We start from the raw sequence: 26,123 nt of genomic DNA, 5'->3' as shown, positions 1-26,123 counted from the left end.
CCTTTCACCGATAGGTTATCCTTTACGTATGGGGTTTTTTGTATGCAACATCTTTGGACGGCGTTTCATCATCATAAGTGGCATTCGCACTATCAGGTCTTTCCACTCACTTAAGCGATAAGGAACGGCTGGACTCAAGTAAGGCACACCAAAGCTTTTTAATTTCACTAAATGACTGACCATTAAAAGAAAAAAGAGAATGACCCCGTATAATCCAAATGTAGCAGCACAAATCATAGCTGGAAAACGCAGAATCCGTAATGTAATCCCAATACTATAGTGCGGAATGGAAAATGATGAAATGGCGGTTAAGGCTACTACAATGACCAAAACAGGGCTAACGATCCCTGCCTGTACAGCAGCTTCCCCAATGATTAAACCGCCGACAATTCCCATTGCGGGACCGATTGGCTTAGGCAATCGCAGTCCTGCTTCCCTCAAAATTTCGATGGCTATTTCCATGAATAATGCTTCGATAAGTGCCGGAAACGGAACCCCGGACCTGGTTCCGATAATGGAGATGGCCAGTTTGGTCGGAATCAACCCAGAATGAAATGAGATGAAAGCTATATACAAAGACGGTGTAAAAAGAGCCAGAATAGCTGCGAGGTAACGAAGCATACGAATGAATGTGCCAGGAATCCACCTTTCATAATAATCTTCCGGTGATTGCAACATCATGCTCAATGTAACCGGAACGATCAAAGCGAATGGCGTCCCATCTAACAAGATGGCCACTCGACCTTCCATCAAAGCAGCGATCACCCGATCAGGACGCTCTGTATTCTGTACCTGCGGAAAAGGACTAAGGTAATTATCTTCGATAAGTTGCTCTACATAACCTGATTCCGGCACACTATCAATATCAATTTTCTTAATTCGATTTTCCACCTCTTGCACCAATTCGGGATCAACAATATCTTTTATGTAAGCGACAACCAAATCTTTTTTTGAACGCTTTCCTACTTGGAATTTTACTAACGATAAATTCTCAATTTCACCACTGCACCTTAAAAAGGATGTATTATCACTCAATGATTCAGTGAAACCGACCCGTGGACCTCTGACTAATGCCTCTGATACCGGTTCCTCGATCGCCCTTGTTTTATGTTTTGCAGTTCCTAGGATCAGCGCATCCAATGATCCATCAATTAAAAGGGCGGTAGAACCTGTTAGTACTTTAGATGCTAACTCTTTAATGGAACGGACAGCTTCTATTTCACTAATGGATAACACTTCATTTTTTATGAATTCTTTTGAAATGCTTCCCTTGAGGTAGGGAAGGTTCTGTTTATATTCTGCTGAAAAATCAACCATCAATGATGGCATGATATGCTGATCAATGAGATCTTTATCCGATAGTCCATCCACAAAAATGATAACTGACCGTATACCGGTTCGCCCTAGATTAAATTCCCGAAAATGCACATCCCAATTATGGCCAATTTCTTGCTTAACACATTCAAGATTAAAATTAAGATTATCTGTAAACTGATGTGTTGGATCTTGGGGGGGATATGCTTCTTGTTTGTCTTTTTCGTTCCTTTTTCCTTTTTTACCAATCTTTGATATCCACTCTTTCATCATCATCACTCATCCTTTGAGGTGCGAAGCAAATTAAACAATTTGCTGATTAGATACGGAATAACAAACACAATGAAAGCCTGTATAAAAACCTGCCATTCTGGAAGGTAGGAAACAATCGTTTTCCACATTTTCATCACCCTATACTTGTCTCAGATAGCAGCTGAAATTCCTTTATTTCTCAAATAGTATTAATATCTTCTATGTTTCTTATGCAATGAAGTTAAAAAGCCATTAGCTATATTTGCCATCAATTTATACTTCGCATAGTAGAGGAGAAACTCGACTTATCCGATTGACTCATTGATTATAGTGAACTTTAATAAACATTGGTTTTTCTTCTTTGAACTGGGGATGACTTATGCTCACGATTTGAAATATAATTTTAAAAATATCAATATCAAATTGAAATGATGATCGAAATGACATATACTGAAAATTGAGAATTATTTGTAAATACCATCCTATTTTGGGAAATATCCACATTTATCAACTTAAGAATAATATAACCCAATCGCAACCCGGAACATACACGATTAGTGCTTTATCGGATTGTGAAGCCTGGTGAAAAAGGAACGGAATGAATGAGATTATTATCTTTCGGTAAAGTTGCTCTTTATTTTCTAAAGTGATTTCAAAGGGGTGGAAAATGATGAATATATGGACAAGCTGCACAATTAGTTCAATTCTGGCACTTTCCTTACTAGCACCATCCGTGTCTTTTGCTAATGAAAATCCTAATCATGAAGCTGCTTTGAGTAAGGAAACTGCCAGCCAGTATCCAATATTAAAGAAAGCAAAAAAACCGGAAGAAGCGGGCTTTTCGTCTGAAAAGCTGGAAAAGGTGGATCAGCTTATTGAAATGGAAGTGGCAGCCGGTTTCCCCGGTGCTGCCCTGATTGTCATTAAGGACGGAAAAATCGTTAAAAATGAAAGCTACGGGTACAAACAGAAGTTTAATGAATATACACCTCTTAAGAAGTTTCAGAAAATGGAAAGCGGCACATTATTTGACCTTGCTTCAAACACGAAGATGTATGCAACTAATTTTGCCATTCAGAAACTAGTCAGCGAAGGCAAGCTGAATATCCAGGCAAGAGTCCAGCAATACATTCCTGAATTCAAAGACACGGAGGAGGATGTAATCAAAGGAAAGGACAATCTGAGGATTATTGATGTTCTTCATCATACAGCAGGGTTTAGACCCGATCCGCAATACCATAATCCAAAGGTTTCGAAAGAACTTTATTCCCAGGAGCGGGATAAAACCATCGAGTTCATTTCCAAAACACCTCTCACATATGTACCTGGAACACAGAATGTCTACAGTGATGTCGATTATATGCTGCTTGGCGCCATTGTTGAAGAAATAACGGGTCAGCAGCTTGATGCCTATGTTGAAAATGAATTGTACAAGCCGCTTGGTTTGAAAAATACAAAGTTCAATCCTCTTCAAAAGGGCTTTAAGCCAAAGGATTTTGCCGCAACTGAATTGCTTGGCAACACCCGGGATGGCGTGATAGACTTCCCTAACATTCGCACATACACACTTCAAGGGGAAGTGCATGATGAAAAAGCCTTTTATTCGATGGGAGGCGTTTCAGGGCATGCCGGTCTTTTCTCCAATACGGAAGATATGGCTGTCCTTCTGCAGGTGATGCTGAATGGCGGGGGATACGGTAAACATATGTTGTTTGATCAAGAAACCATCGATGAATTCGTCGCACCTTCCGAGATGAATCCTACATATGGACTTGGGTGGAGACGAAATGGCGATGCTAGCATGGAGTGGATGTTCAGTCCTCATGCGAGTGACGGTGCCTACGGCCATACTGGATGGACCGGGACAGTCACGATCATTGATCCGGAGATGGATTTAGGGATTGTGTTACTAACAAATAAAAAGCACTCTCCGCTCGTTAACCCTGTAGCCAATTCCAATCAGTTTTTTGGCGACCTCTTCAAAACAGGAAGCTATGGAAGTGTTGTAACTGCTATTTATGAAGCATTGGAAACGAATGAATGAATGAATGTATATTTCCCAAAAAGTTTAAGTCCTCCCATTTGTTCATGTTGGTAGGACTTTTTTCTTGTTATCATTATGGCAGGATGTCTGGATTTCTTTTATCTCCAATCAACATTTAATATTTTGGTGAAGTACAGAAAAATTTCAGAAAAAAAGCCCATTTTCAGGACGTTTATGAGGATGGGCTTTTTTTGCAGTTTTCAAAGAATATTGATGAGAACTGTACGGGCAGAAACCGGCTTTCGGGAGTGATGAATCATCCCCTAAAAGAACTATTTTAAAAAATATATTGACCGAACAGCTTGTATCCGCTTACAATGATATTTAGTTATTAGTGTATTTAGAAAATTGTAAAAGAGGTACCTGCATGACAAAGGAATTCGACAGAAGAATCGGGCGCCATGCAATCATGTACGCGTTTGCGAACGAAGAGGAAGAAGTCATATTGACGAATGACCTTAAGCGGATGGATTGGCTTTATGGAAAAGGTAAAGTCGGTTCAATGGAGCTGCAGAAAATAGTTGCGGCCATTGAGACATCAGCGAAAAGGCTTGGATTAGTCAATCCCGATATGTATCGTGAAATGCATGCGCTGTATCATGCGATCATCGAAGCACTCCAAGGAGTGACACGCGGCCAAGTTGAGCTTGGCGGTTTTTTGAGGACTGCGGGCCTTCGGTTTGCCATCGTTCGGGGCAGGCCGTTTAAAAACGGGGACGAAGGTGAATGGATTGCTGTAGCCGTGTATGGAACGATTGGAGCACCGGTACGGGGATTTGAACATGAAGCCGTTGGCTTGGGAATTAACCACATTTAAATAATTAAAAGCCTATAGTTATTTAGTGAAATAGGGGGCTGTATTGAAAGACTGGATAAGTCTGTCAATACGGCCTCCTTTTGTTTGTTTAAAAAAAGAATAGGGGTGCATGAAATGATTATGTTAACGGGCCAAACTTTAACGATTGAAGAAGCGAAAAAAGTATTGTATGGGGAGGCATTTGTCACGGCTTCTGCCGAGAGTGTCAAGAAAGTGGAAAAGAGCCGGGAAGCGGTTGAAAATATTGTGAAGCAAAAGAAAGTCATCTATGGCATCACAACAGGTTTTGGGAAATTCAGCGATGTATTGATTGATGCAGAGGACGCAGAGCAGCTACAGTGGAATTTGATTCATTCCCATGCTTGCGGAGTCGGGGAGCCGTTTCCTGAGGTCGTTTCGAGAGCTATGGTCCTTCTCCGTGCCAATGCGCTATTAAAAGGTTTTTCCGGCGTCCGTCCTATCGTCATTGAACGTTTGATCGATCTTTTGAATGCCCATATCCACCCGGTCATCCCTCAGCAAGGTTCTCTTGGGGCAAGTGGGGACTTGGCGCCGCTTTCGCATTTGGCGCTAGTATTGATGGGAGAAGGGGAAGTGTTTTATAAAGGAGAGCGAATGGAGGCCATCGCAGCTTTATCGAAAGAAGGCATTCTTCCTCTGACACTTAAAGCAAAAGAAGGTCTGGCATTAATTAACGGAACACAGGCCATGACTGGGATGGGCCTCGTAAATTACATTGAAGCCGAACAGCTGGCACATCAAACTGAAGCGATCGCTTCACTGACGTTAGAAGGTTTACGCGGCATAGAAGATGCCTTTGATGCCGATGTTCATCTAGCACGAGGCTACCGCCAGCAAACAGAGGTCGCGGAACGGATTCGTCGCATGATCAACGGCAGCCAGCTCATCACCAAACAAGGAGAACTGCGGGTACAGGATGCTTATTCGCTCCGCTGCATTCCGCAAGTGCATGGGGCATCATGGCAAACACTTGATTATGTAAAAGAAAAACTGGAAATCGAAATGAATGCTGCGACGGATAATCCGCTTATTTTTGACGATGGGGAAAAGGTTATTTCAGGGGGGAACTTCCATGGCCAGCCGATTGCATTTGCGATGGACTTCATGAAAATCGCTGTTGCCGAGCTTGCGAACATTTCAGAGCGCCGCATTGAGCGACTCGTCAATCCTCAGCTGAATGATTTACCGCCATTCTTAAGTCCGTCACCTGGCTTGCAGTCGGGAGCGATGATCATGCAATATTGTGCCGCTTCACTAGTTTCTGAGAATAAAACACTCGCACATCCTGCAAGTGTTGATTCCATTCCATCTTCAGCGAACCAGGAAGATCATGTAAGCATGGGAACGATTGGGTCCCGACACGCGCATCAAATCATTCAGAACGTACGCCGCGTTTTGGCGATTGAGCTCATTTGTGCCTTGCAGGCGGTGGAATACCGCGGAACAGAAAAGATGGCTCCGTTTACAAAAGAGTTGTATACGGAAGCCAGAAAGCTCATTCCAAGCATTACACAAGATCGTATCTTTTCTAAAGATATTGAAGCAACGGCAAGCTGGTTACATCAAATCGATTGGAATTCATTTATTCATAGGAGTTTACCTACAACATAATATGAAGTGCGGAATATCCGAATGAATGTTAGGCTTATAGCCCTTTGAACTGGGTTTTAAGCCTAACATCGTTATTTAAATGCTACATAGATCCCAGAAATCCAAAAAGGTCTCGGCATTAAAGAAAATGACCTTGAAATAGTAATAAATGCAGGAAGTGACCATTGATGGAATGATCGGCTTTACCTATTCGTGCTAGATTAAAAATGCATTTTTGGAGGGGAATCTAATTTGGAAAATCGGCAATTGCAACCACCTGTCATAAATGAAAAAAACCAGCCGTCAAATACTTTACAAAGGAAGCTGAAAGCGCGCCACCTTACGATGATATCGCTAGGCGGTGCAATCGGGACTGGGCTGTTTCTCGGAAGCGGGCCGGCCATCCACTCTGCAGGGCCTGGCGGTGCTTTGGTCGCTTACGCCGTAATTGGTATAATGGTTTATTTTATTATGACAAGCCTCGGGGAACTGGCATCATTCATGCCAGTCAGCGGAGCTTTCAGTACCTATGCTTCGCGTTTCATCGATCCGGCATTAGGGTTTGCGCTTGGTTGGAACTATTGGTTCACTTGGGCGATGACACTTGCCGCGGAACTATCTGCCGCAACGATGGTCATGAAGTTTTGGTTTCCTGACAGCTCGTCTTTTTTATGGAGTTCTTTGTTTTTAGTTTTGATATTCTTATTGAATTACGTATCCGTTAAAGGGTATGGCGAAGGGGAATATTGGTTTTCCCTCATTAAAGTGGCAACCATCATCATTTTTATCGTTGTCGGAATATTGATGATATTCGGAATTATGAACGGTGAGGCGGTTGGTTTTAAAAACTTCACAGTTGGTGACGCTCCGTTTGCCGGTGGTTTTTTGGCAACATTGGGTATTTTCATTGCTGCTGGATTTTCTTTTCAAGGTACAGAAATAGTCGGTGTTGCAGCCGGTGAAAGTGAAGACCCGGCAAAAAATGTACCTCGTGCAGTTCGCAGCATTTTTTGGAGAATCTTCCTCTTTTACATCCTGGCCATACTTGTTATCGGATTGATCGTTCCCTATACGAATGGCAACCTGCAGGGGCACACGATCATGGTTAGCCCGTTTACGATGGTGTTTGAAAAAGTGGGACTGGCATTCGCTGCTTCCGTGATGAATGCCATCATTTTGACAGCCGTATTATCCGCTGGTAATTCTAGTCTTTACGTGACAAGCCGAATGTTGTACTCGATGGCAAAAGACGGGCTGGCACCGCGTATTTTCGGGAAGCTTAACAAGCGCGGCGTTCCCATTTGGGGACTGGTTATCACTTCACTTGTAGGGATGCTGGCCTTTTTTGCTTCCGTTTTCGGTGATGGAGTTATTTATATTTGGCTAATGAATGCGGTTGGAGTCACTGGATTTATATTTTGGCTAGGTATAGCGGCGAGCCATTACCGGTTTAGAAAAGCTTATATTGCTCAAGGGTATTCACTCGACGATCTTCCCTATAAGTCAAAGTGGTTTCCTTTCGGACCGATATTTTCCTTTGCTCTTTGTTTTTTCGTTTTATCGGCGCAAAACTATCAGGCCTTTATCGGCGCTGAAATTAACTGGGCCAGTGTGTTCGCTGCCTATCTTGGCATCCCATTCTTTCTGGTAATGTGGCTTGGATATAAGTTCATTAAGAAAACAAAAGTAATTCCGCTAAAGGATTGCAAAATTGATTTTGATGAACATAGGAATGCAAAATAGACATAAGGCTTCTTTTAATAATTTATTTGGATTAATTATTAATAAATACAACTTTCTATGTTAAGAAAGTTAGCAGCCTTTAAATGACAAGGTTCCTTACCGCCAAGAAACAAAATAAACAATAATTTGAAGTGATGAAAAAATGATCATCTGTTCCAGTCGATTAAGCCGTAGTAACAGTTGGAGATGATTGAATCAATACAAACTATATCAATTTCATTTTAGGGATATTCCTTTTTTAAGAACTGGTAGTATCCCATTATCCCCCTACAAGTAGAGTGACAAAATGTCCTTAATAATCTACCTGGAGGGGATTTTTTTATGGCGGAAAAGGGACAAACATTTAAAACATATACAGTAGAATTAAAGCGTGAAGTCGTTCGATGAAGTTGGAGAGGTTCATTGAATTTATGCTTTGTTTAATAGGAAAGAGACTTACCTAGATATAGATTAATTAACGGTTTTGTAAAACAGAGATAAGCCCTTCCAAAAGGGTTTGGAGGGTTACTTGGCATGGCCATGAATAATGTAACAAAAGGATATATAATGATTCAGGGTAATTGGGGAGGAAAGACATTGATAATATATTATGTCTTACAAAATATATGAAGGTATTGTTGAGTCTATCGTCTATATGAAATGGTCTATGAACATGTTGGAAAATAATTGTTCATCAACTTATTTAAATGTCCTTTCCTCCATATACTCACCAATTTTGCGGAACTTATCAAAACGTTGTTGGCGTAGAATGCCTTTATCTAATTGACCAAGTTCTTGTAATGCTTTTCGTAATGTTTCTTTGATAAATTGCGATTGAAGTGGGATGTCAATATGTGCTCCTCCAACAGGTTCTTTGATGATCTCATCAATCACCCCTAGCTCCATCAAGTCCTTAGCCGTAATTTTCAATACTTCAGCTGCTCGTTTTGCTTGTGTGGCATCCTTCCATAACACTGCTGCTGCTCCTTCAGGTGAAATAACCGAATAAAATGTGTTTTCTAGCATGTAGATTCGATTGCCAATCCCTAGTGCCAACGCACCACCACTCCCACCTTCACCAACTACAAAGCAGATGATAGGTACTCCAAAACTAGCCATTTCACGAAGATTATGGGCGATAGCTTGAGATTGTCCACGTTCTTCGGCTTCACGACCTGGGAAGGCTCCTGGCGTGTTAATAAATGTTACGATGGGGCGATTGAACTTATTGGCTTGTTGCATAATTCTTAGGGCTTTTCTGTAGCCTTCAGGTTGCGACATGCCAAAACGACGATAGATATTGTCTTTTGTATTTTGACCTTTTTGATTTCCTAAAACAGTTATAGGCATTCCTTCGAAGGTAGCTATCCCTGAAACTAATGCAGGGTCTTCCCCATAAAGTCTGTCACCATGAAGTTCAATGAAGTCATCAAAAATATGGTGGATAAAATCTAAAGTAGTAGGGCGTTGTTGAATTCTAGATAATTGAATTTTATCCCAAACTTCCATATTCTCATTAAGATGAATTTTGATTTCATTGACTTTTTGCTCAAGATTTTTTAATACTTCGTTAAGGTCAAGATTATGCTTTGTAGACACCTCTTTCAGTTCAGCAATTTGATTTTCCAGTTGTTTTAATTCTTGCAAATTCATCGTTTAAAACACTCCCTGAAATTGAGATGATGGATTTTTAAAATGGTTGTTAATGATTGTTTTAATTCACTCCTATTTACAACCATATCCAGTTGCCCATGTTCCAATAAAAATTCAGAGGTTTGAAAATTCTCTGGAAGTTCTTCTCTTATAGTCTGTTCTATTATGCGTCTTCCTGCAAAGCCAATTAAAGCTTGTGGTTCGGCAATATTGATATCACCTAATGAAGCGAAACTAGCAGAAACTCCACCCGTTGTAGGATTGGTTAAAACGGATACGAAAAGAATTTTTTCGTAGTTTAGTTGTTCTAAAGCAACACTTGTTTTTGCCATCTGCATGAGACTAAGAATTCCTTCTTGCATGCGAGCTCCGCCGCTTGCTGAAAACAATATAAATGGTTTTCGTGTTTTTAATGATTCCTCAATGGCTCTTGTGATTTTTTCACCGACTGCTGATCCCATGCTTCCCATACGGAAACGAGAATCCATGACACCAATCACAACCGGATAGCCACCTATGGAAGCTTCCCCAGTAATAACCGCATCATTTAATGCAGTCTTATTCTTATCAGAAATTAATTTATCTTTATATTCAGGGAAGTTCAACGGGTCAACGGAAATTAAACGTTTATTGAATTCCGAAAAAGAACTACTATCTGTAAGCATTGAAATGCGGTCATATGCTGTAACGGGGTAGTGATATTGGCACTTCGGACATACATTCAATTCTATTTTCATAAGAGATTCATCATAGGTTTCCCCACATGATTTACAAGTAAAAGGGATGGGAGTTAAGCTTTTGTCTATTTCAAAAAAAGAGTTCGATTCTATTTTTTCTCTTTTTAATGGATACATCTTCATCAATCCTCCTGTGGTAAGGCCGCTGTATTACAAGTTACGCTCACCATTCTTTAAAATATGGAGCGTGATATTTAGCTTTTCTTAAAAAGTTTTATACAATCAGAAATCATTCTAGAGAATAAAGATTTTATTTGGTGGGTGCTTCATTATGAAATTATCTATTCCTGTATGAATGCATTTTTACCTGGAAAATCAGAAACTTACGATTTTATTGACGGGAATTACAAAGGCTTGTATACAAACCGAGTATACAAACATTAAAGACTTCTTATTATCTTTCTATAAAGGGGATAAAGGTTACTTAGCTTTAACAGAACGGTTGTTTGAAGTGTATGAGCGTAATCATTATTTATCGCTCACCATTATTCCAATTCTTAGAAAGAACGATTTACCAAATAGCAAAGCGTCATTTAATAAAGCTAATACTTCCATTAGTTGGTGTAAGCTCATAATATGCAATTACTAATATAATTGAATGGGCTCATTCTTACTTGGATAATATTTTATTGGTTTATCAGATTGTAAATAGATAAAGATTAATAGTTTTTTTAATCTAAAGGGGCAGATTAGGAACACATAATATTCAAGAGGACAATATTAGAAAAATGGAAGGTGAATGAAACTTTAAGAGCTATATATTCGTATAAACTGATGGGTTCAACCGAAAGTGAAATTATCATAACAGACTAAGCAAATTAAAGGAGGAATGAACCAAATGTTTAAGAAGTTTATGGCTAAGTTAGGGAAAGGTGCAGCAACTGTCGATTTACGCTACGAAAACCGTTCTTATTATGCTGGTGAGACACTAAAAGGGGAAGTAATTTTACATGGCGGAGAAGTGGAACAACAAATTAACCAGTTAGCAGTTGGCTTCATGATTAAAGTGAGGACAAAACACGGGGAAAGTGTCACGAAAAAAGTGTCATCTGTACCTTTAAGCGGTCCGTTTACCATTAAGGAAAAGGAAGAGAAACATTTTGATTTCACTTACAAAATCCCCCAAGATCTTCCTCTGACAAGAGGTTCGATTTCTTACTTTTTCGATACTCACTTAGATATTCAAGGTGGATTGGATCACATTGATGTAGATGCATTGGTCCTTAAGGCTCCAAAGGAACTAGAAGCCATTTTCAACTCACTTGGTAAGTTGGGTTTTTGGGAAAAACCTACTTCAGGAAAAGTGGATGCGTATGGACAGGAATTCTCATTCTTTCCTACTGCTCAATTTGCCGGCCAGGTCAATGAATTAGAGATACGGGTTTCTTCGAAAGAAGATGTAGAGCAGGTGTTTATGGAAATCGATTGTCGAAATGGGCATCAAGAAATTGAAGCCAAACGGGAAATTGTTATTGATCATAGACAGTTAGAGGAACATCAAGAGCTTACCCATTTTTTACAAGAGCAAATTTCAGAGGTTGTGGAACAGCCTCAATTGTTCACGCGTCCATTTTCTTACCGTGATCAATATTCACATACAGGAAATAAATTCAGTGGTGTTGGGGGCATGGTTGGAGGATTAGCCGCAGGAGTATTGGGTGGAATGCTGCTTAGCGAAATGATAGATGGTTTGGATATGGATGAAATGTTTGAAGGGGCTACTGATGCCCTCGGCGTAGAAGAAGAAATGTTTGATGTGGATGAACAGTTTGAAGATTTTGGTGGTTTTTTCGGTGATGGGGACGAGTAACTTAAATACCAAACATTAATCATTTTTAAGTGTTGTAGTAAAATTCCAGGAGGGAAAACAACTTGTTGTTGAGAAGATATCTGTCACAATTAGGAGTAGGAAAAGCTGTAATCGACCTTAAATTGCCTAAGGTAATGTATGGACTGGGAGAACGGATAACAGGTGAATACTACATAATAGGAGGAATCTGTGAGCAAAAAATAAAACGGTTGGAGTGTGACTTAGTGCAGCTAGACAAGGTGAATAATGTGCAACGGATCTTTGACACCACAACCATACTGACAACAAAATTTATAGAGGAGAAGCAGGAAATCCTTATTCCATTTTCATTCCAGTTGCCGATTTCCGCTGCCCTGTCATCAGAGCACATATCCTACCGATTTAACACGAGGTTGTTTTTTGATAAAGGAGTAATAAGCGAGGACCAGGACATAATTCAAATAGTAGACCAAATCTAAGTTCCTTAGGATTATAACGGCAACAACTTCACCAGGGGTGAAGTTGAAAAAAAGAATGTACTCATAAATTGTTTGATTAGCCACATAATCTCCAAGTTAACAGGAAATCTCTATTTTATATTTCTTTACAAAACCTAAAGTACTTTCAAATACATACATGTTAGTGATGGACTGTATTTCTTTTATTGAATATCTTTAGCAGCATTGAAAGCTTGTACAGCCAAAGAAGCTCTGTGAACGGATTAATTGAAAGAAGGCAATCCACTAACTAAAGTAGCCATATATCGTTTTTTTTTGTACTTCTGGTTTTGTCCTCGAAGAGTATTCGATTGTAAGATTATTTCCCATTTAAAAAAAATGATAAATCGTTTGTCCGAAAATATGTTTCGATGTCCCGGTTTTGCTTTAACCGTTGATAAATCAATGTTTTTAGAGGGGTGGTGCCACTTTCATAAAGTGCACTATCTTAACGTATATACACAACAATTCCGCCCCACATCATTTGAATTTATATTCATTCTTTGTTAAGGTAATGAAGTACTTTAGGGATACAGGTTCATTCCGTGTGCTGGGACTGGACCAAACTCTAAAAAAAAAACCATTATATTTCAGTTGGTATATGCTGTGCCTGTTAGTTTCCTCAGTTGTATTGCACCTCTTTTCCCTGCAAGCTCAAATTAGACACATTGGGAATCCCATAATCATATTTCTATGCGTTTTGGTGTTATACTGCAATGCAAGTATCATTCCACCTGGTTAAGGAAATGAAATACATTAGAGGGTAGTCGTAAGTCCATCTGGACAAAACTCTAAGTGGAAATCGTTTATATTACAGTTGGTATATGTTGTGCCTGCTTGTTTCCTCAGTTGTGATTGCACCTCTTTTTTCCTACTTGAAATGCTCAATTTATCACACATAATATAATCCAAGTAAAGAAGTACTTCTTGGGAATAATAAATATAGATTATTTTTCTATGCACGTTATGCCCTGTGCACTGAATAAGTGTCACTTCCGCTTTTTTTGAAGAAAAAGCATTAGGGTAGAATTTCGGTTATTTCAAGATACTTGTGCATTAATAATCATCACTCGCATAAAACGGGGGAATTCAGCAAAACTGAATATCATATGGGCAACTATTAGAATGAGGTGACTTGATGAAGCCGAATGTAGAAGTCAGAAATGTCTCGAAAATTTTTGGCAAATCTCCAAAAGCAGCAACAGACTTATTGAAGCAAGGCAAAACGAAAAAAGAAATCTTGAAGGAAACGGGACAAACGGTCGGAGTGAATAATGTTAATTTCGAGATTTATCCCGGCGAGATTTTTGTCATCATGGGCCTATCAGGAAGCGGGAAATCCACTTTGATCCGCATGTTCAATCGTTTGATCGATCCCACTTTGGGTGAAATCTTAATTGATGATGAAGATATCGTGAAGATGAACGCGGCCCGGTTAAGGGAAGTCAGACAAAAGAAAATAAGCATGGTCTTTCAGAACTTTGCTTTATTTCCGCATAAAACGATATTGGAAAACGCTGAATTCGGGCTCGAAATTAAAAAAATGGATCCGGCAAAACGTCATGAAAATGCGATGAAGGCTCTTGAGGCCGTTGGATTGAAAGGCTACGAAAATCAGATGCCATCACAGCTTAGCGGCGGTATGCAGCAAAGGGTTGGGTTAGCCCGGGCACTCGCCAGTGATACGGATATCCTACTGATGGATGAAGCCTTCAGTGCCCTTGATCCATTGATTCGTAAGGATATGCAGGATGAACTGATTCAAATCCAAGATCAGTACAAAAAAACGATCATTTTCATTACCCATGATCTTGATGAAGCATTAAGAATCGGGGATAGAATTGCCCTTATGAAAGATGGAAGTGTAATTCAATTGGGTACCCCTGAACAAATCATGATGAATCCGGCCAATGAATTCGTCGAGAAGTTTGTGGAAGATGTTGATCTATCAAAAGTATTGACAGCGTCTCATGTGATGATACGCCCAGAGAAGATTGCGGTGGACAGAGGCCCGAGGGTTGCCTTGGAAATCATGCGCAAACAAGGGTATTCCAGCATTTTCGTTGTGGATAGGAAGCAGAAGTTATTGGGGGCCGTGACTGCTGAACAGGCACGTCAGGCAATGAGTAATAACCAATCGATCTCTGAAGTGATGACAACCGATATCCCAACTGTAAAAGAGGATGAATTACTTGGAAACCTCATGGATGTGATGGCGACTTCAAGCTTACCAATTTCAGTCATCGATGATCAGAACAGAATTAAAGGAATTCTTCTTCGCGGTGCCGTTATCGGTGCTTTGGCCGGAAATAAAGATTCCTTGAATGAAATGGAGAGTGAATAATTCAATGAATATGCCGAAAATCCCACTAGGAGCATGGGTCGATTCTTTAGTGGATTGGATTACCATTGTATTTGCTGGATTATTTACATTTATAACGAATGTGATTGAGGGTTTATTGAATATCTTGGTCGATGTAATGAGTGCAGGACCTTCGATCATTTTAATCATCGTCCTGACCCTTCTGGTTACCTATACAAGCAAATGGACATTGGGATTATTTACATTAATCAGCTTACTATTGATTGATAATCTTGGTTATTGGGAATCAAGCATCCAAACACTGGCGATCGTTATTTTGTCAGGATTCCTCACCATATTGATTGGGATACCGATCGGAATATGGTGTGCCCAAAATAAAACCGTGCGCAATATCGTAACCCCAATCTTGGATTTCATGCAAACGATGCCTGCCTTCGTTTATTTGATTCCTTCGATTTTATTCTTTGGAATAGGGGTAGTGCCTGGAATCATCGCGTCATTCATTTTCGCGATCGCACCGACAATCCGAATGACCAATCTTGGGATTCAGGAAGTGCCTAATGATTTGATAGAGGCATCTGATGCATTTGGTTCAACCAGCAGCCAAAAGTTATTCAAGGTACAAATACCATTGGCTACTCCAACGATTATGGCGGGAGTTAACCAAAGCATCATGCTGGCATTATCCATGGTTGTTACAGCCTCATTGGTTGGAGCACCCGGACTTGGGGCGGATGTCTACAGGGCTGTCAGCCAAATTAATGTGGGGCAAGGATTTGAAGCAGGATTATCCATCGTAATCATTGCAATCATACTCGATCGTATCACGCAAAACCTTCGTAAGCCAGCTTACGAGCATATCGTTAGCAGGAAAATCATTTTTACGATTTTGGCTTTACTTGTTGTGGGTACTGCACTATTCAGTACTTTTACAAAAGAAAAAGCAGTGGACGGGGATCAAAACAGTCTTGCTGCCAAAGCCAATTATGAAATCATCGGAATTGAACCTGGAGCAGGAATAATGAAGTTGACTAAAACGGCTATAGATGATTATAAGCTGGATGACTGGAATGTGGTTGAAGGGTCATCGGCAGCGATGGTTGCAGAATTGAAAAAAGCAATTGATAAAAAAGAACCGATCGTCGTTACTGGATGGTCACCGCATTGGATGTTCTCGACATATGACTTGAAATATCTCGAAGATCCGAATGGATCCTTCGGCAAGGCTGAAAACATCAATTCCATTGCCAGAAAAGGACTTGAACAGGATGCGCCTGGTGCCTATAAAATTCTTGATCAATTCTACTGGGAAACAAAAGATATGGAAGATGTAATGGTCAAGGTTGCTGATGGGATGTCTCCTTCAGAAGCAGCAGAAGAATGGATAAAGAAAAATCAGGACAAAGTGTCCAAATGGACCCAAGGTGCACAATCAGGAAATGGTGAAAAGATCAAACTGGTTTATGTTGCCTGGGACACTGAAATTGCCAGTACCAATGTGATTAGCAAAGTGCTGGAGCAGAATGGCTATGATGTAACATTAAGTCAGGTTGAAGTGGGGCCGATGTTTGCTGGCGTAGCAAACGGAAGTGCGGACGCCATGGTGGCTGCATGGCTTCCGGGAACACATCTTGAATACTATAATAAGTACAAAGATGAAATGGTTGACCTTGGACCAAACTTAAAAGGAACAAAGCTTGGTCTGGTCGTACCGGATTACGTCGATATTGATTCGATTGAAGACTTAAAATAAGAAAAACGAGGGGATTTCAAAAATGAAATTCCCTCGTTTTTTAAATAGGCCGTTGGGGATCAATGGATGGAAACGAATTTATTCCTCAATTCCTCTTCCGTTACTTCGATCTTTCCTTTCAAATCTTCAGCCAGTAATACATAGCTTTTCACGCCAATGAATTCTGAATGTGATATTAAAAAGAATTTTGTTCCTTTTTTATACGCAGAAGGATCATCTTCAATCAATTTAAACATTTTCATCCTTTTTCCACCTTGGATATCATATTCGTAACGCATGTATTCATAACTGCCTTTTGAGTAGACTTAATTGCATCGAACAAGTTGAAAAGGAATTAGTTCACTACTAAGATACAACTTCTTCTTTTCACTTTTTATATCATTGATATTTATGGGCGGTCAACTATTTTTACTGGTAGAAACAAGAACCAGCTGGCATTGTCATTTGTTTGCGAATTATGATTATTCCTAACTTTCTGTGGAAGTGCCTATCGTTGAATGTTAAAATTCAGTTGGAAACAGTGATTCTTTATACATATGAAAGAGAAAAGAGAGGCATTGAATTTGTTAAAAAGGCTCTCAAAAAGTGTTTTGGAAGGTGTGGAAATATTGAAACCGATCATATTTGATGTAGATACTGGGATTGATGATGCCATGGCGATGGCATATGCTTTAAATTCCCCTGAATTGGAAGTGCTCGGATTTACCACTTGCTTTGGTAACGTGCCCGTTGTTGAATCAACCCGCAATACGCTTGCCGTTTTGGAGAAATTAAATAGGCGCATTCCGGTTTTTGAAGGTGCTGACCAAACTTTGGTGCGCGGAAGGAAGAAGAGGTATCCCAAGCATGTACATGGGGAAGACGGGTTAGGAAATACCCTTCGGTTTGAACCAACCATCAATGCAGCACAAGGAAATGCAGTAGATTTCATTATCGATCAAGTGCAAAGCCGACCGCATGAAATCACGATTATTGCAGTTGGACCACTGACTAACATCGCATTGGCGATTAAAAAAGCCCCAATGACCATGTCCTTAGTAAAAGACGTCGTTATTATGGGCGGTGCCGTAAACGTACCAGGAAATGTAACCCCTTATGCTGAAGCGAACATAATATCAGATCCTGAAGCAGCACATCAGGTATTGACTTCAGGACTGCCAATCACCCTAGTGGGGCTTGATGTGACGCTGCAAACATATCTGCTGAAATCGAAGCTTGATGATTGGCGTGCCACTGGTAAGGAAAGCGCCGAATTTTTAGCGGAAATGACCGATTATTATATGAAAGCATATGAAAACTCTCATCCAGGTTTGGGCGGTTGCGCCCTTCATGATCCGCTTGCAGTCGGGGTAGCGATTGATTCAAGTTTTGTGAGTGCAGAATGGATGAACGTCAAGGTGGTGACCGAGGGTGAAGAAACAGGCAGGACAATCGGTCAAAAGGATGGCGAACCAAGAATCCGCGTCTGTACGAATGTGGAAGGTGCTCGGTTTGTGAAACATTTCTTGGAACGGGTTATATGATATTGAATTATGTATTAATTATTAAGGCTGTCTCTTTTCCCAAAACCTTTGGGAAGAGATGGCCTGTTTCTGTTGAATAAATAGATCGGAGTCAGGCCGAATTATTATAGTGGCATTCAAGCTTTAATCAAACGTTTGATTAAAAGGAAAGTCTAAAGTCACTATTATTATGATGAAAACCATATTATTGGGTTGTGGTTCTGAAATATTGGGTATAAGGAACTTTTTTTACCATAAATAAGTAAAATGTTAAAAAATATTTAAAAAATGGGTTTGGAAATATGAAAAAAACAGGTACATAGACTTTCGTAATGCCATATTTAGGGTTTTTTGCATAATTATAATTTACCATTTTTCGACTTTGTGGTTATTTATATGGCAGAAAATGTATGGTTCTATTAAAATGTACTATATAAGATAAAAGGAGGAGTTTTTTCTATGTCACAAATTCGCGTAACACCTTCAGAACTGAAAGATGTAGCCAGACAATATGATAATGAGAGCCAACAAGTAACGGATATGATTGGTCGTTTAGATAGAATGAGAGATCATTTAACTGGTATTTGGGAAGGTTCTTCCAGTGAGGCTTTCGTAGGCCAGTACGAAGAATTAAAGCCTTCATTCATGGATATGGCTCGCTTGTTGAATGAAGTTTCTCAACAATTGAATAAATCAGCTCAAATCCTTGAAGACACAGATAATCAGATTGCTAGTCAAATTCGCGGATAATCATTAGGTCAATGAGATAAAGAAATTTCTAGGAAAAAGCGCCGCGACTCTTTATGAAGATCGTGGTGCTTTTTTGCTTTAAAGAGGTGGTTTCCATATATATTCAACTAACGATTGATTTAAACAGGTATACAGGGGAAGTATTTGATTTGCAAGTGTCGAATTACCGCTCCATCAAAAAGGTTGTGGAAATCATATGGCAGGTAAAGGATATTGCCAGTGCACCTAAAGAAGGCTATTGGGTGCGGGTCCAGAATAAAGAGTTCGTATGTTCAGGTTATGAAACCCTGCTTGATAGCGGAATTACGACGGGGGACCGCCTAGAGATCCTCTAATGGATTAAGTGTGGACTCTTTATAGGAAAAAAGTCTAAAGCCCTTTAGCAGGGGTAAAGGAGTTACATAAAATGGATGAGAAAAAATCCTCATATCTGGAGAAAAAAACAGAAGCTGCAATGATGAAGGATGATAATGGGCATTTGTTCGTTTTCCAACGGGCAAAATTATCGATGCAAGACCCACTGGAATTACAGCTTATTCATGAAGCGGATGATGCTCTCCAGAAACATATAGAAGTGACAGAGGACGAGGTGCAGATCAGAGTAAATCCACCAGCCTCTTTTTTTGTTTTTTCCAAAGCTAAAGATAAAAATCCATTGAGTAGATGGTTATCGTCTTATCAAATCTTGAAGAAAATCAGGAATCATGAATTGAGTCGCCTGCAACTTGTCGTTTGTCCGGAAAATATCGTTTTTGATTCAAGCTTGACCCCATATTTCCTGCATTATGGCGTAAAAGACAGTTTGCCTCCTTATGAGCATAATCAGGATGAGCTGTTTAAAGAAACGAAGGCAACGATTTCAGCGCTTGTGGATGGGCAGTATGCATTCGAAGAGTATCTGCTTTACCATAAAACCCTGAAACTATCGAGCGAATCACAAAGCATATTGGCAGCGGGGACTTGGGATGAGCTTTCCACGGTCATTCAAAATCGGATAGATGCTTTAGAGAAGGAAGAAAAAGCATTTGTGCATATCCCTGAAAAGAAATGGAAAACGGGCCGTTATACACTTTGGGGTACGGTGATCGTTCTAGTGCCGCTGCTATTGTTTACGATTTACACACTATTCTTCTCCCAACCTAAGCAGGATGCATATGTAGAAAGCGGTGAAAGCTTTTTAAATCAAAAATACAGTGAAGTCATTGACCGGTTGGAGAACTACGATCCGAAAAATATGCCTTATGTCGTTCAATATGAACTTGCGAAGTCCTACGTCGCTTATGAACCGTTGGGTGATGTCAGGAAGAAGAATGTAGAAAATGCAATCACTTTGCAGACTGATAGCCAGTATCTCTTATATTGGATTTATATAGGCAGGGGCATGAGTGAAGACGCGATCGATTTGGCGAGAATCATGGAGGATCGTGAATTGATTATGTATGGACTCGTAAATCTGAAAGAACAGATTAAGTTGGACGATAACCTTTCCGGGGAAGAAAAGGAAACGCAAATTAAAGAAGTCGATACGGAGCTATCCCAATATGAAAATGAACTAAAGGAATTGAAAAAGCAATTGGAGGAACAGCAAGATGAGAACCAGCCTTCAACAGAGTCTACTTTAGAGGACAAAGGCGAAACGGAAGCAAAGCCTGCTGTAAAAGAGGAAGCGGAAAGTAAGGATTCCTCCAATAAATCATCTGAAGAAAAAGAGAAAAGCAAAGAGTGAGCAATGAGCCTTTTGCGGAGGTGAGATTTAATGAGTTTATTATGGATTTATTCTAAGGGAAACTACCAATCCTTTACGATCAAGGATAATCATAACGGTCCAATTACGATTGGGCCATCAAAGCAGGATACGATCACCATATATTCCATTCCCTTTGAACATGGTCCTATCAAGCTGAATAAACCTGAAGGACTTGATGGATATGAGGTGTTTAGAGAGGACATGAAGCTTGGTGATATACAGCCATTCCAGAGCTTCACCTTTCATGAAGGAGAAGAAAAGGTCGAGATTTTTTATACGGCTGGGGAATTGGAAGAAAGCCTCTATTATATAGGCAACTTGAAAGAAATCACTTTATCGGCCAAGGCGGGAGCGACTATCCGTAAAGAAGGACCCGTTTCCGGCAATGGGGTTTCCTTTGTGCTCCATAAAGGGCAGTGGCTACTCATGCCAAAGGAAAACTGCGGGATATTCCTGAATGGTGAAAGAGTAACGAAAGCTGTTCCCATTCAAAATGGTGATCTGATTTGCTGGCCGAATATGGTGCTGAGGTTGATTGAAGGCGACTTATTGATGATTCATAGTGCCGAGAGCTATGAAACATCTTTAGCTAAAATGAAGAAGCCAATCTCTGAAATGAAAAAAAACTATCCACAATTTCGCCGGACACCAAGGATGATCTACGAATTGCCGGATGAGAAAGTGACGATATCTTTTCCGAGCCAAGAATCGGAAGATAATAATAGAGGGTTATGGCTGATCCTTATGCCGCCTTTAATGATGCTAATCGTCATGGGGGTCATCACGGTCATTCAGCCTCGGGGCATTTTCATCATCATATCGATTGTTATGTTCACAACGACTTTAGTTACCTCGACGGTACAATACTTTAAAGACAAAAAGAAGCAAAAACTCAGAGAAGAAAAACGTCAACGTGTATATACAAGGTATTTAGAGCAGAAGAGGGAAGAACTGCAAGAGCTGTCTGAAAAACAAAAGAATGTGCTGTTCTATCATTACCCTTCCTTTGAAAGGATGAAGCTGCTGACTGACAGTATTAGCGACCGTATATGGGAGCGAACTTTGGAAAGTGAAGATGCTCTGCATTTTAAAATCGGAACGGCGACCATACCATCAAGTTATCAGGTGTCGGTAAATAGCAGTGATATGTCCAATCGGGATATAGATGATTTACTTGAGCAGTCGCAGGAACTTGTGGATGTATACAAAAACCTGGATGATCTTCCGTTATCGATCGATTTATCAAGCGGATCGATGGGCCTGGTCGGAAAGGAATCGATTGTTAAACGGGAGCTGCAGCAACTGATTGGGCAACTGGCCTTTTTTCATAGTTATCATGATGTTCGCTTTGTGGCCATTTTTCCGGAAAAGGATTACCAGGAATGGGAATGGATGAAATGGCTCCCTCATTTTCAATTGCCGCATGCCTATGCAAAAGGCTTTATATATAATGAGCAGTCACGTGACCAACTGCTGACCTCGATTTATCAGCTATTGAGGGAAAGAGATTTGGATGAGAACAAAGGGAAGGTGAGATTCACTCCCCACTTTGTCTTTATTGTCACGGATCGTAATTTAATTGCGGAGCATGTCATATTGGAATATTTAGAAGGTAAAACAGACGATTTAGGCATCTCGACGATTTTTGCAGCGGATGCAAAAGAGAGTTTGACGGAAAATGTCCATACACTAGTGAAGTATATCAATGATTTTGAGGGTGAGATTCTCATCCAGCAAACGAAGGCCGTTCATACTCCATTTACACTTGATGCACATTCAAAAGAAGGGAATGAGCGTTTTGCACGTACGCTGCGTTCACTTGATCATCAAAAAGGCATGAACAATTCCATACCAGAAACGGTATCATTCCTGGAATTATTGAAAGCTCGTGAAGTGGAAGATCTGCCTATCAGCCAAAACTGGCGGACCAATCAGTCTTCCAAATCCTTGGCTGTTCCCATTGGATTGAAAGGGAAAACGGATAGGGTTGAATTGAATTTGCATGAAAAGGCGCATGGCCCCCATGGTTTGGTTGCTGGAACGACAGGATCGGGAAAAAGTGAATTACTGCAAACCTACATCCTTTCATTAGCCGTTCATTATCATCCACATGAAGTTGCCTTTTTGCTCATTGATTATAAAGGCGGGGGAATGGCACAGCCATTCAGGCAGATTCCGCATCTGCTGGGAGTCATTACGAATATTGAGGGGAGCAAGAACTTCAGTGCCAGGGCACTAGCCTCCATCAATAGCGAATTGAAGAAACGCCAGCGCATGTTTGATCGATACGAAGTCAATCATATCAACGATTACACGGATTTATACAAAGAAGGCAAAGCGGATGAACCGTTACCGCATTTATTTTTGATATCAGATGAGTTTGCGGAACTTAAAAACGAAGAACCTGATTTTATCCGCGAATTAGTGAGTACGGCGCGAATTGGACGGAGCTTGGGAGTTCATTTAATTCTTGCTACACAAAAGCCGGGCGGTGTTATTGATAACCAGATTTGGAGCAATGCCCGCTTTAAAATTTCCTTGAAAGTGCAAGATGCCAATGATAGTAAGGAAATTCTTAAAAATAGCGATGCGGCAAATATTACTGTCACCGGACGGGGATATTTGCAGGTAGGAAATAACGAGGTTTATGAATTGTTCCAGTCTGCGTGGAGCGGTGCACCATATTTAGAGGATACGGTTGGATCTGAGGATGAAGTGGCACTAGTCACGGACCTTGGACTTGTTCAAATCTCAAATGTAACGGAACAAACCACTAATAAGAGGAAAGAAAAGATTAGTGAAATTGAAGCCGTGGCGGACCGAATTGTGGCGACACAGGAAGAAATGGAGATTAAGAAGTTGGCAAGCCCATGGCTGCCTCCTCTTTCAGATCGCTTATCGAGAAATGCTGAAAGAAGCCTGACGAGGAATCAAATCCACCTGGGAATGAAGGATGAGCCCGAATTGCAGAGCCAGACAAATTATGTCTATAACTGGATTGAAGATGGGAATGTTGGTGTTTTTGGTTCTTCCGGGTACGGCAAGTCAACCACCGTATTGACACTTCTCTTTAGTTTTGCAGATCAATTCAGTCCTGAAGAATTGCATTATTATATTTTCGATTTCGGGAATAGCGCTTTACTGCCAATGCGCCAGCTGCCTCATACTGGGGAATACTTTAGGTTCGATGAGCTAAGGAAAATCGAAAAATTCATGTTATTCATGAAGGCGGAAATGGAAAGGCGTAAGCAGCTTTTTTCAGAAAAGGAGCTTAGTAACATAAAGCTTTATAATGCATTAGTGGAAGATAAAATGCCGATTATTTATATCGTGGTAGACAATTTTGACTTAGTGAAGGATGAGATGCAGGACCAGGAAGCGCAATTCGTTCAGTTTGCACGTGATGGACAATCACTTGGAATATTCATGATTTTAACGGCAACGAGAATCAATGCGATTCGCCAGCCGTTAATGAATAGTCTTAAGACGAAGGTCGTCCATTACTTAATGGACAGTTCGGAACAATATTCGGTTTTGGGAAGAACCCCTTATGAAAATGAACCTGTTCCGGGAAGGGCGTTAGTGAAGAAGGACCAAACCTATCTCACGCAGGTTTATCTTCCAGCCGATGGAGCGGATGATATAGCCGTTTTGGAAGAAATGAAACAGGCCGTGGCGGATCATAAGGTTAAATATAAGGAAATGGCCAAGCCGCCGGCGATTCGGATGTTACCGGCACGTCTTGATTCCAGCAGCTTCAAGAGTTACTTCTCACAAGCCATTAAGAAGGATTCCATTCCAATCGGTCTTTCAGAGGAAAGCGTTACACCTGTTTTGTTGGAGTTGAATTCCAATCCATTCCTGCTTGTCGTAGGACAGTCACGTAAAGGGAAAACGAATGTCCTTAAAGTGCTGCTGGAATCGTTGCTTACACAGACAATAGGGGAAATTGGTTTATTTGACGGAGTGGATCGTGGCCTATCTTCTTATGCCTTAGAGGAAAAGGTGCGCTATTTGGAGACAAAAGATCAGATAACCGAATGGCTCGATCATATCACTGGAATATTTGAAGAACGTGAACGAAGTTATCTAGCGGCATTGGAAATGAAACCGATGAAGCAACTGGAATTCCCAACGATCATGTTTGTCATAGATAGCATCTCAAGGCTCCAACAAACGATCGACGGCAGGATTCAGGATAGGATCAGCGGTTTGATGAAACAATACAGCCATCTCGGGTTTAGTCTGATTGTCGCTGGAAATGCCAACGACTTCACCAAGGGATATGATTCGTTGACAACCGAATTGAAACAAGTCAGACAAGCTGTTTTGCTTATTAAAAAATCGGACCAAAGCTTGTATACCCTCTCTTATTCAAGAAAAGAAGAAGAAATACAGCCGGGTTACGGATACTTTGTGTTGAATGGCCAGGAGAGTAAAATCCAAATTCCACTAAGTGAAGAAAGAAGGAGAGTGCAAGAGAGTGTCTGAAAAAATAAAACCGATGCTGTTAATCGGTAAAATACTGGTGATCTTAGCGCTGCCAATCCTGTTTTTTTCTTATATTGGTCAAAATCCAATGAAAAAGACAGAAACGGCTTCTCGTGAAATCGCCATTGTTAATGAAGATAATGGCACTGAATTTAACAATAATCCCATTTATATGGGCTCAGAGCTTGTTACTACACTGGACAAGGATTCTGAATATGAGTGGTTTGTGGTAAATAGGAGTACGGCGGAAAGTGGACTTGCAAATGAAAAGTATGATGCAGTCATATATTTTCCATCCGATTTCTCAGAGAATATTTATACATTCGATGATGAACAGCCTATCAAGGCGGGGATTAAGTACAAGGTACAACCTAGTTTGAATGCAGAGAACATGGAAAAGGTACAAAAGGAATTAGAGAAGACAAAGAGCAAAATGAATAAGCATATTTCAACACAGTATTGGAGCTATGTTTCCCAATCAGTCGAGGACATCCGTAAGAAGTTCGATAATGTCCTTGCTAAAGAAATCGCTTTTCAAAACACGATGTATGAGTTTTATACTCCAAGCTCGGAAAGCCTTGCCGGCGAAATCAAGCAGCATAAGGACATGCTTGAAGGAGTTTTTGCCGAGACGAAGGATGCTGGCAAAACAAGTAATGAAACAATGGATGAAATAGGGAACACGAAGACTCAAATGGCTTCCTTTGTGAAAGATGTAGTTTCTTTTGAGGAATATCAAAAAGCTCAAAGTATCCTTTTTGAGAAAACCTCTGCCCAAAATCAGCAGCTTGTCAAGGAGAGTGTACAATCATATGACAAGGTGCTGAATGAGGGCAACCAAACAATACCTGAGATTCAGCAAGGGATGAATACGAAATACAGTCTTAATGATCAAGGCATTAGTGAGAATGTTGGAATCATGCAGCAGAAGCTCGATTCCAGCAGTAATGAATTGGAACAATTTTCAACAAGCATGAAGGATAAACAAGTAGAACAAATTACGAAAATCACTCAAGATCAACAAAGCTCGATTGAACAATTGAAACAATCGGAAGAGGCTGGTTCTTGATAACCTTCAGTCTACCTTGCTTGCGCAAAGAGGGAATCTTGCAAGCAGCTCT

Annotated in this window: 18 protein-coding genes; 14 read left to right on the top strand and 4 right to left on the bottom strand. The window is 40.4% G+C overall.

The window, feature by feature from the left end:
• Positions 1 to 15: 15 nt before the first annotated feature.
• Positions 16 to 1,584, bottom strand: a complete 1,569-nt coding sequence (locus tag ABC374_RS27380) for a spore germination protein (RefSeq protein ID WP_413020597.1) — start codon at positions 1,582 to 1,584, stop codon at positions 16 to 18.
• A 652-nt stretch (positions 1,585 to 2,236) separates the two neighbouring features.
• Between ABC374_RS27380 and pbp4b the strand changes: the two genes are divergently transcribed.
• The 4 genes from pbp4b to ABC374_RS27360 all read left to right on the top strand — a co-directional run bounded on the left by pbp4b (position 2,237) and on the right by ABC374_RS27360 (position 7,781).
• Positions 2,237 to 3,610, top strand: coding sequence for a penicillin binding protein PBP4B (gene pbp4b, locus ABC374_RS27375; protein WP_413020595.1), 1,374 nt, complete (start codon positions 2,237 to 2,239; stop codon positions 3,608 to 3,610).
• Between the two features lie 367 nt (positions 3,611 to 3,977).
• A complete protein-coding gene (gene hutP / locus ABC374_RS27370; protein WP_413020518.1) occupies positions 3,978 to 4,427 on the top strand; it encodes a histidine utilization transcription antiterminator HutP in 450 nt (149 codons plus the stop codon).
• Between the two features lie 114 nt (positions 4,428 to 4,541).
• Entirely contained in the window at positions 4,542 to 6,059 is a 1,518-nt protein-coding gene (gene hutH / locus ABC374_RS27365; protein WP_350300983.1) for a histidine ammonia-lyase, read from the top strand.
• 324 nt (positions 6,060 to 6,383) lie between these two features.
• Complete coding sequence (locus ABC374_RS27360; RefSeq protein ID WP_413020593.1) at positions 6,384 to 7,781, top strand: amino acid permease; 1,398 nt, start codon at positions 6,384 to 6,386, stop codon at positions 7,779 to 7,781.
• A gap of 678 nt (positions 7,782 to 8,459) precedes the next feature.
• Here ABC374_RS27360 and ABC374_RS27355 read toward each other — a convergent pair.
• Positions 8,460 to 9,413, bottom strand: coding sequence for an acetyl-CoA carboxylase carboxyltransferase subunit alpha (locus ABC374_RS27355; RefSeq protein WP_413020516.1), 954 nt, complete (start codon positions 9,411 to 9,413; stop codon positions 8,460 to 8,462).
• The gene (gene accD / locus ABC374_RS27350) at positions 9,410 to 10,267 is read right to left on the bottom strand and encodes an acetyl-CoA carboxylase, carboxyltransferase subunit beta (RefSeq protein WP_350300985.1); all 858 of its coding nucleotides are present in this window, start codon (positions 10,265 to 10,267) and stop codon (positions 9,410 to 9,412) included. The genes ABC374_RS27355 and accD overlap by 4 nt, the downstream gene beginning before the upstream one ends.
• 721 nt (positions 10,268 to 10,988) lie before the next feature.
• Here accD and ABC374_RS27345 point away from each other — a divergent pair.
• The 4 genes from ABC374_RS27345 to ABC374_RS27330 all read left to right on the top strand — a co-directional run bounded on the left by ABC374_RS27345 (position 10,989) and on the right by ABC374_RS27330 (position 16,512).
• On the top strand, positions 10,989 to 11,960 hold the full coding sequence (locus tag ABC374_RS27345; RefSeq protein WP_413020514.1) for a sporulation protein: 972 nt from the start codon (positions 10,989 to 10,991) through the stop codon (positions 11,958 to 11,960).
• Positions 11,961 to 12,022: 62 nt separating this feature from the next.
• Positions 12,023 to 12,418 (top strand): sporulation protein, encoded by a 396-nt coding sequence (locus ABC374_RS27340; protein WP_413020513.1) that lies wholly within the window; start codon positions 12,023 to 12,025, stop codon positions 12,416 to 12,418.
• A gap of 1,156 nt (positions 12,419 to 13,574) precedes the next feature.
• The gene (locus tag ABC374_RS27335) at positions 13,575 to 14,780 is read left to right on the top strand and encodes a quaternary amine ABC transporter ATP-binding protein (RefSeq protein ID WP_350300988.1); all 1,206 of its coding nucleotides are present in this window, start codon (positions 13,575 to 13,577) and stop codon (positions 14,778 to 14,780) included.
• A gap of 4 nt (positions 14,781 to 14,784) precedes the next feature.
• The gene (locus ABC374_RS27330; RefSeq protein ID WP_413020511.1) at positions 14,785 to 16,512 is read left to right on the top strand and encodes a glycine betaine ABC transporter substrate-binding protein; all 1,728 of its coding nucleotides are present in this window, start codon (positions 14,785 to 14,787) and stop codon (positions 16,510 to 16,512) included.
• Between the two features lie 59 nt (positions 16,513 to 16,571).
• On the opposite strand, the gene ABC374_RS27325 is transcribed toward ABC374_RS27330, so the two are convergent.
• Positions 16,572 to 16,754 (bottom strand): hypothetical protein, encoded by a 183-nt coding sequence (locus tag ABC374_RS27325; RefSeq protein WP_101225656.1) that lies wholly within the window; start codon positions 16,752 to 16,754, stop codon positions 16,572 to 16,574.
• 366 nt (positions 16,755 to 17,120) lie between these two features.
• On the opposite strand from ABC374_RS27325, the gene ABC374_RS27320 reads away from it, so the two are divergent.
• From ABC374_RS27320 to esaA, 6 genes are all read left to right on the top strand, one after another.
• Positions 17,121 to 18,035, top strand: coding sequence for a nucleoside hydrolase (locus ABC374_RS27320; RefSeq protein ID WP_350302767.1), 915 nt, complete (start codon positions 17,121 to 17,123; stop codon positions 18,033 to 18,035).
• A 438-nt stretch (positions 18,036 to 18,473) separates the two neighbouring features.
• The gene (locus ABC374_RS27315; protein ID WP_034306171.1) at positions 18,474 to 18,764 is read left to right on the top strand and encodes a WXG100 family type VII secretion target; all 291 of its coding nucleotides are present in this window, start codon (positions 18,474 to 18,476) and stop codon (positions 18,762 to 18,764) included.
• A gap of 95 nt (positions 18,765 to 18,859) precedes the next feature.
• A complete protein-coding gene (gene yukD, locus ABC374_RS27310) occupies positions 18,860 to 19,099 on the top strand; it encodes an ESX secretion system protein YukD (RefSeq protein ID WP_053537134.1) in 240 nt (79 codons plus the stop codon).
• A gap of 71 nt (positions 19,100 to 19,170) precedes the next feature.
• Positions 19,171 to 20,490 (top strand): type VII secretion protein EssB, encoded by a 1,320-nt coding sequence (gene essB, locus ABC374_RS27305; RefSeq protein ID WP_413020510.1) that lies wholly within the window; start codon positions 19,171 to 19,173, stop codon positions 20,488 to 20,490.
• Between the two features lie 30 nt (positions 20,491 to 20,520).
• Positions 20,521 to 25,002, top strand: coding sequence for a type VII secretion protein EssC (gene essC, locus ABC374_RS27300; protein ID WP_413020509.1), 4,482 nt, complete (start codon positions 20,521 to 20,523; stop codon positions 25,000 to 25,002).
• A complete protein-coding gene (gene esaA / locus ABC374_RS27295) occupies positions 24,995 to 26,071 on the top strand; it encodes a type VII secretion protein EsaA (RefSeq protein ID WP_413020508.1) in 1,077 nt (358 codons plus the stop codon). Before essC ends, esaA begins: the two co-directional genes overlap by 8 nt.
• Positions 26,072 to 26,123 lie beyond the last annotated feature (52 nt).

It is taken from the genome of Peribacillus phoenicis, from assembly GCF_047238085.1.
Classification (GTDB): domain Bacteria; phylum Bacillota; class Bacilli; order Bacillales; family DSM-1321; genus Peribacillus.
Note: the sequence above shows the minus strand (reverse complement) of the source record. Positions and strands in the feature narration are given on the sequence as shown.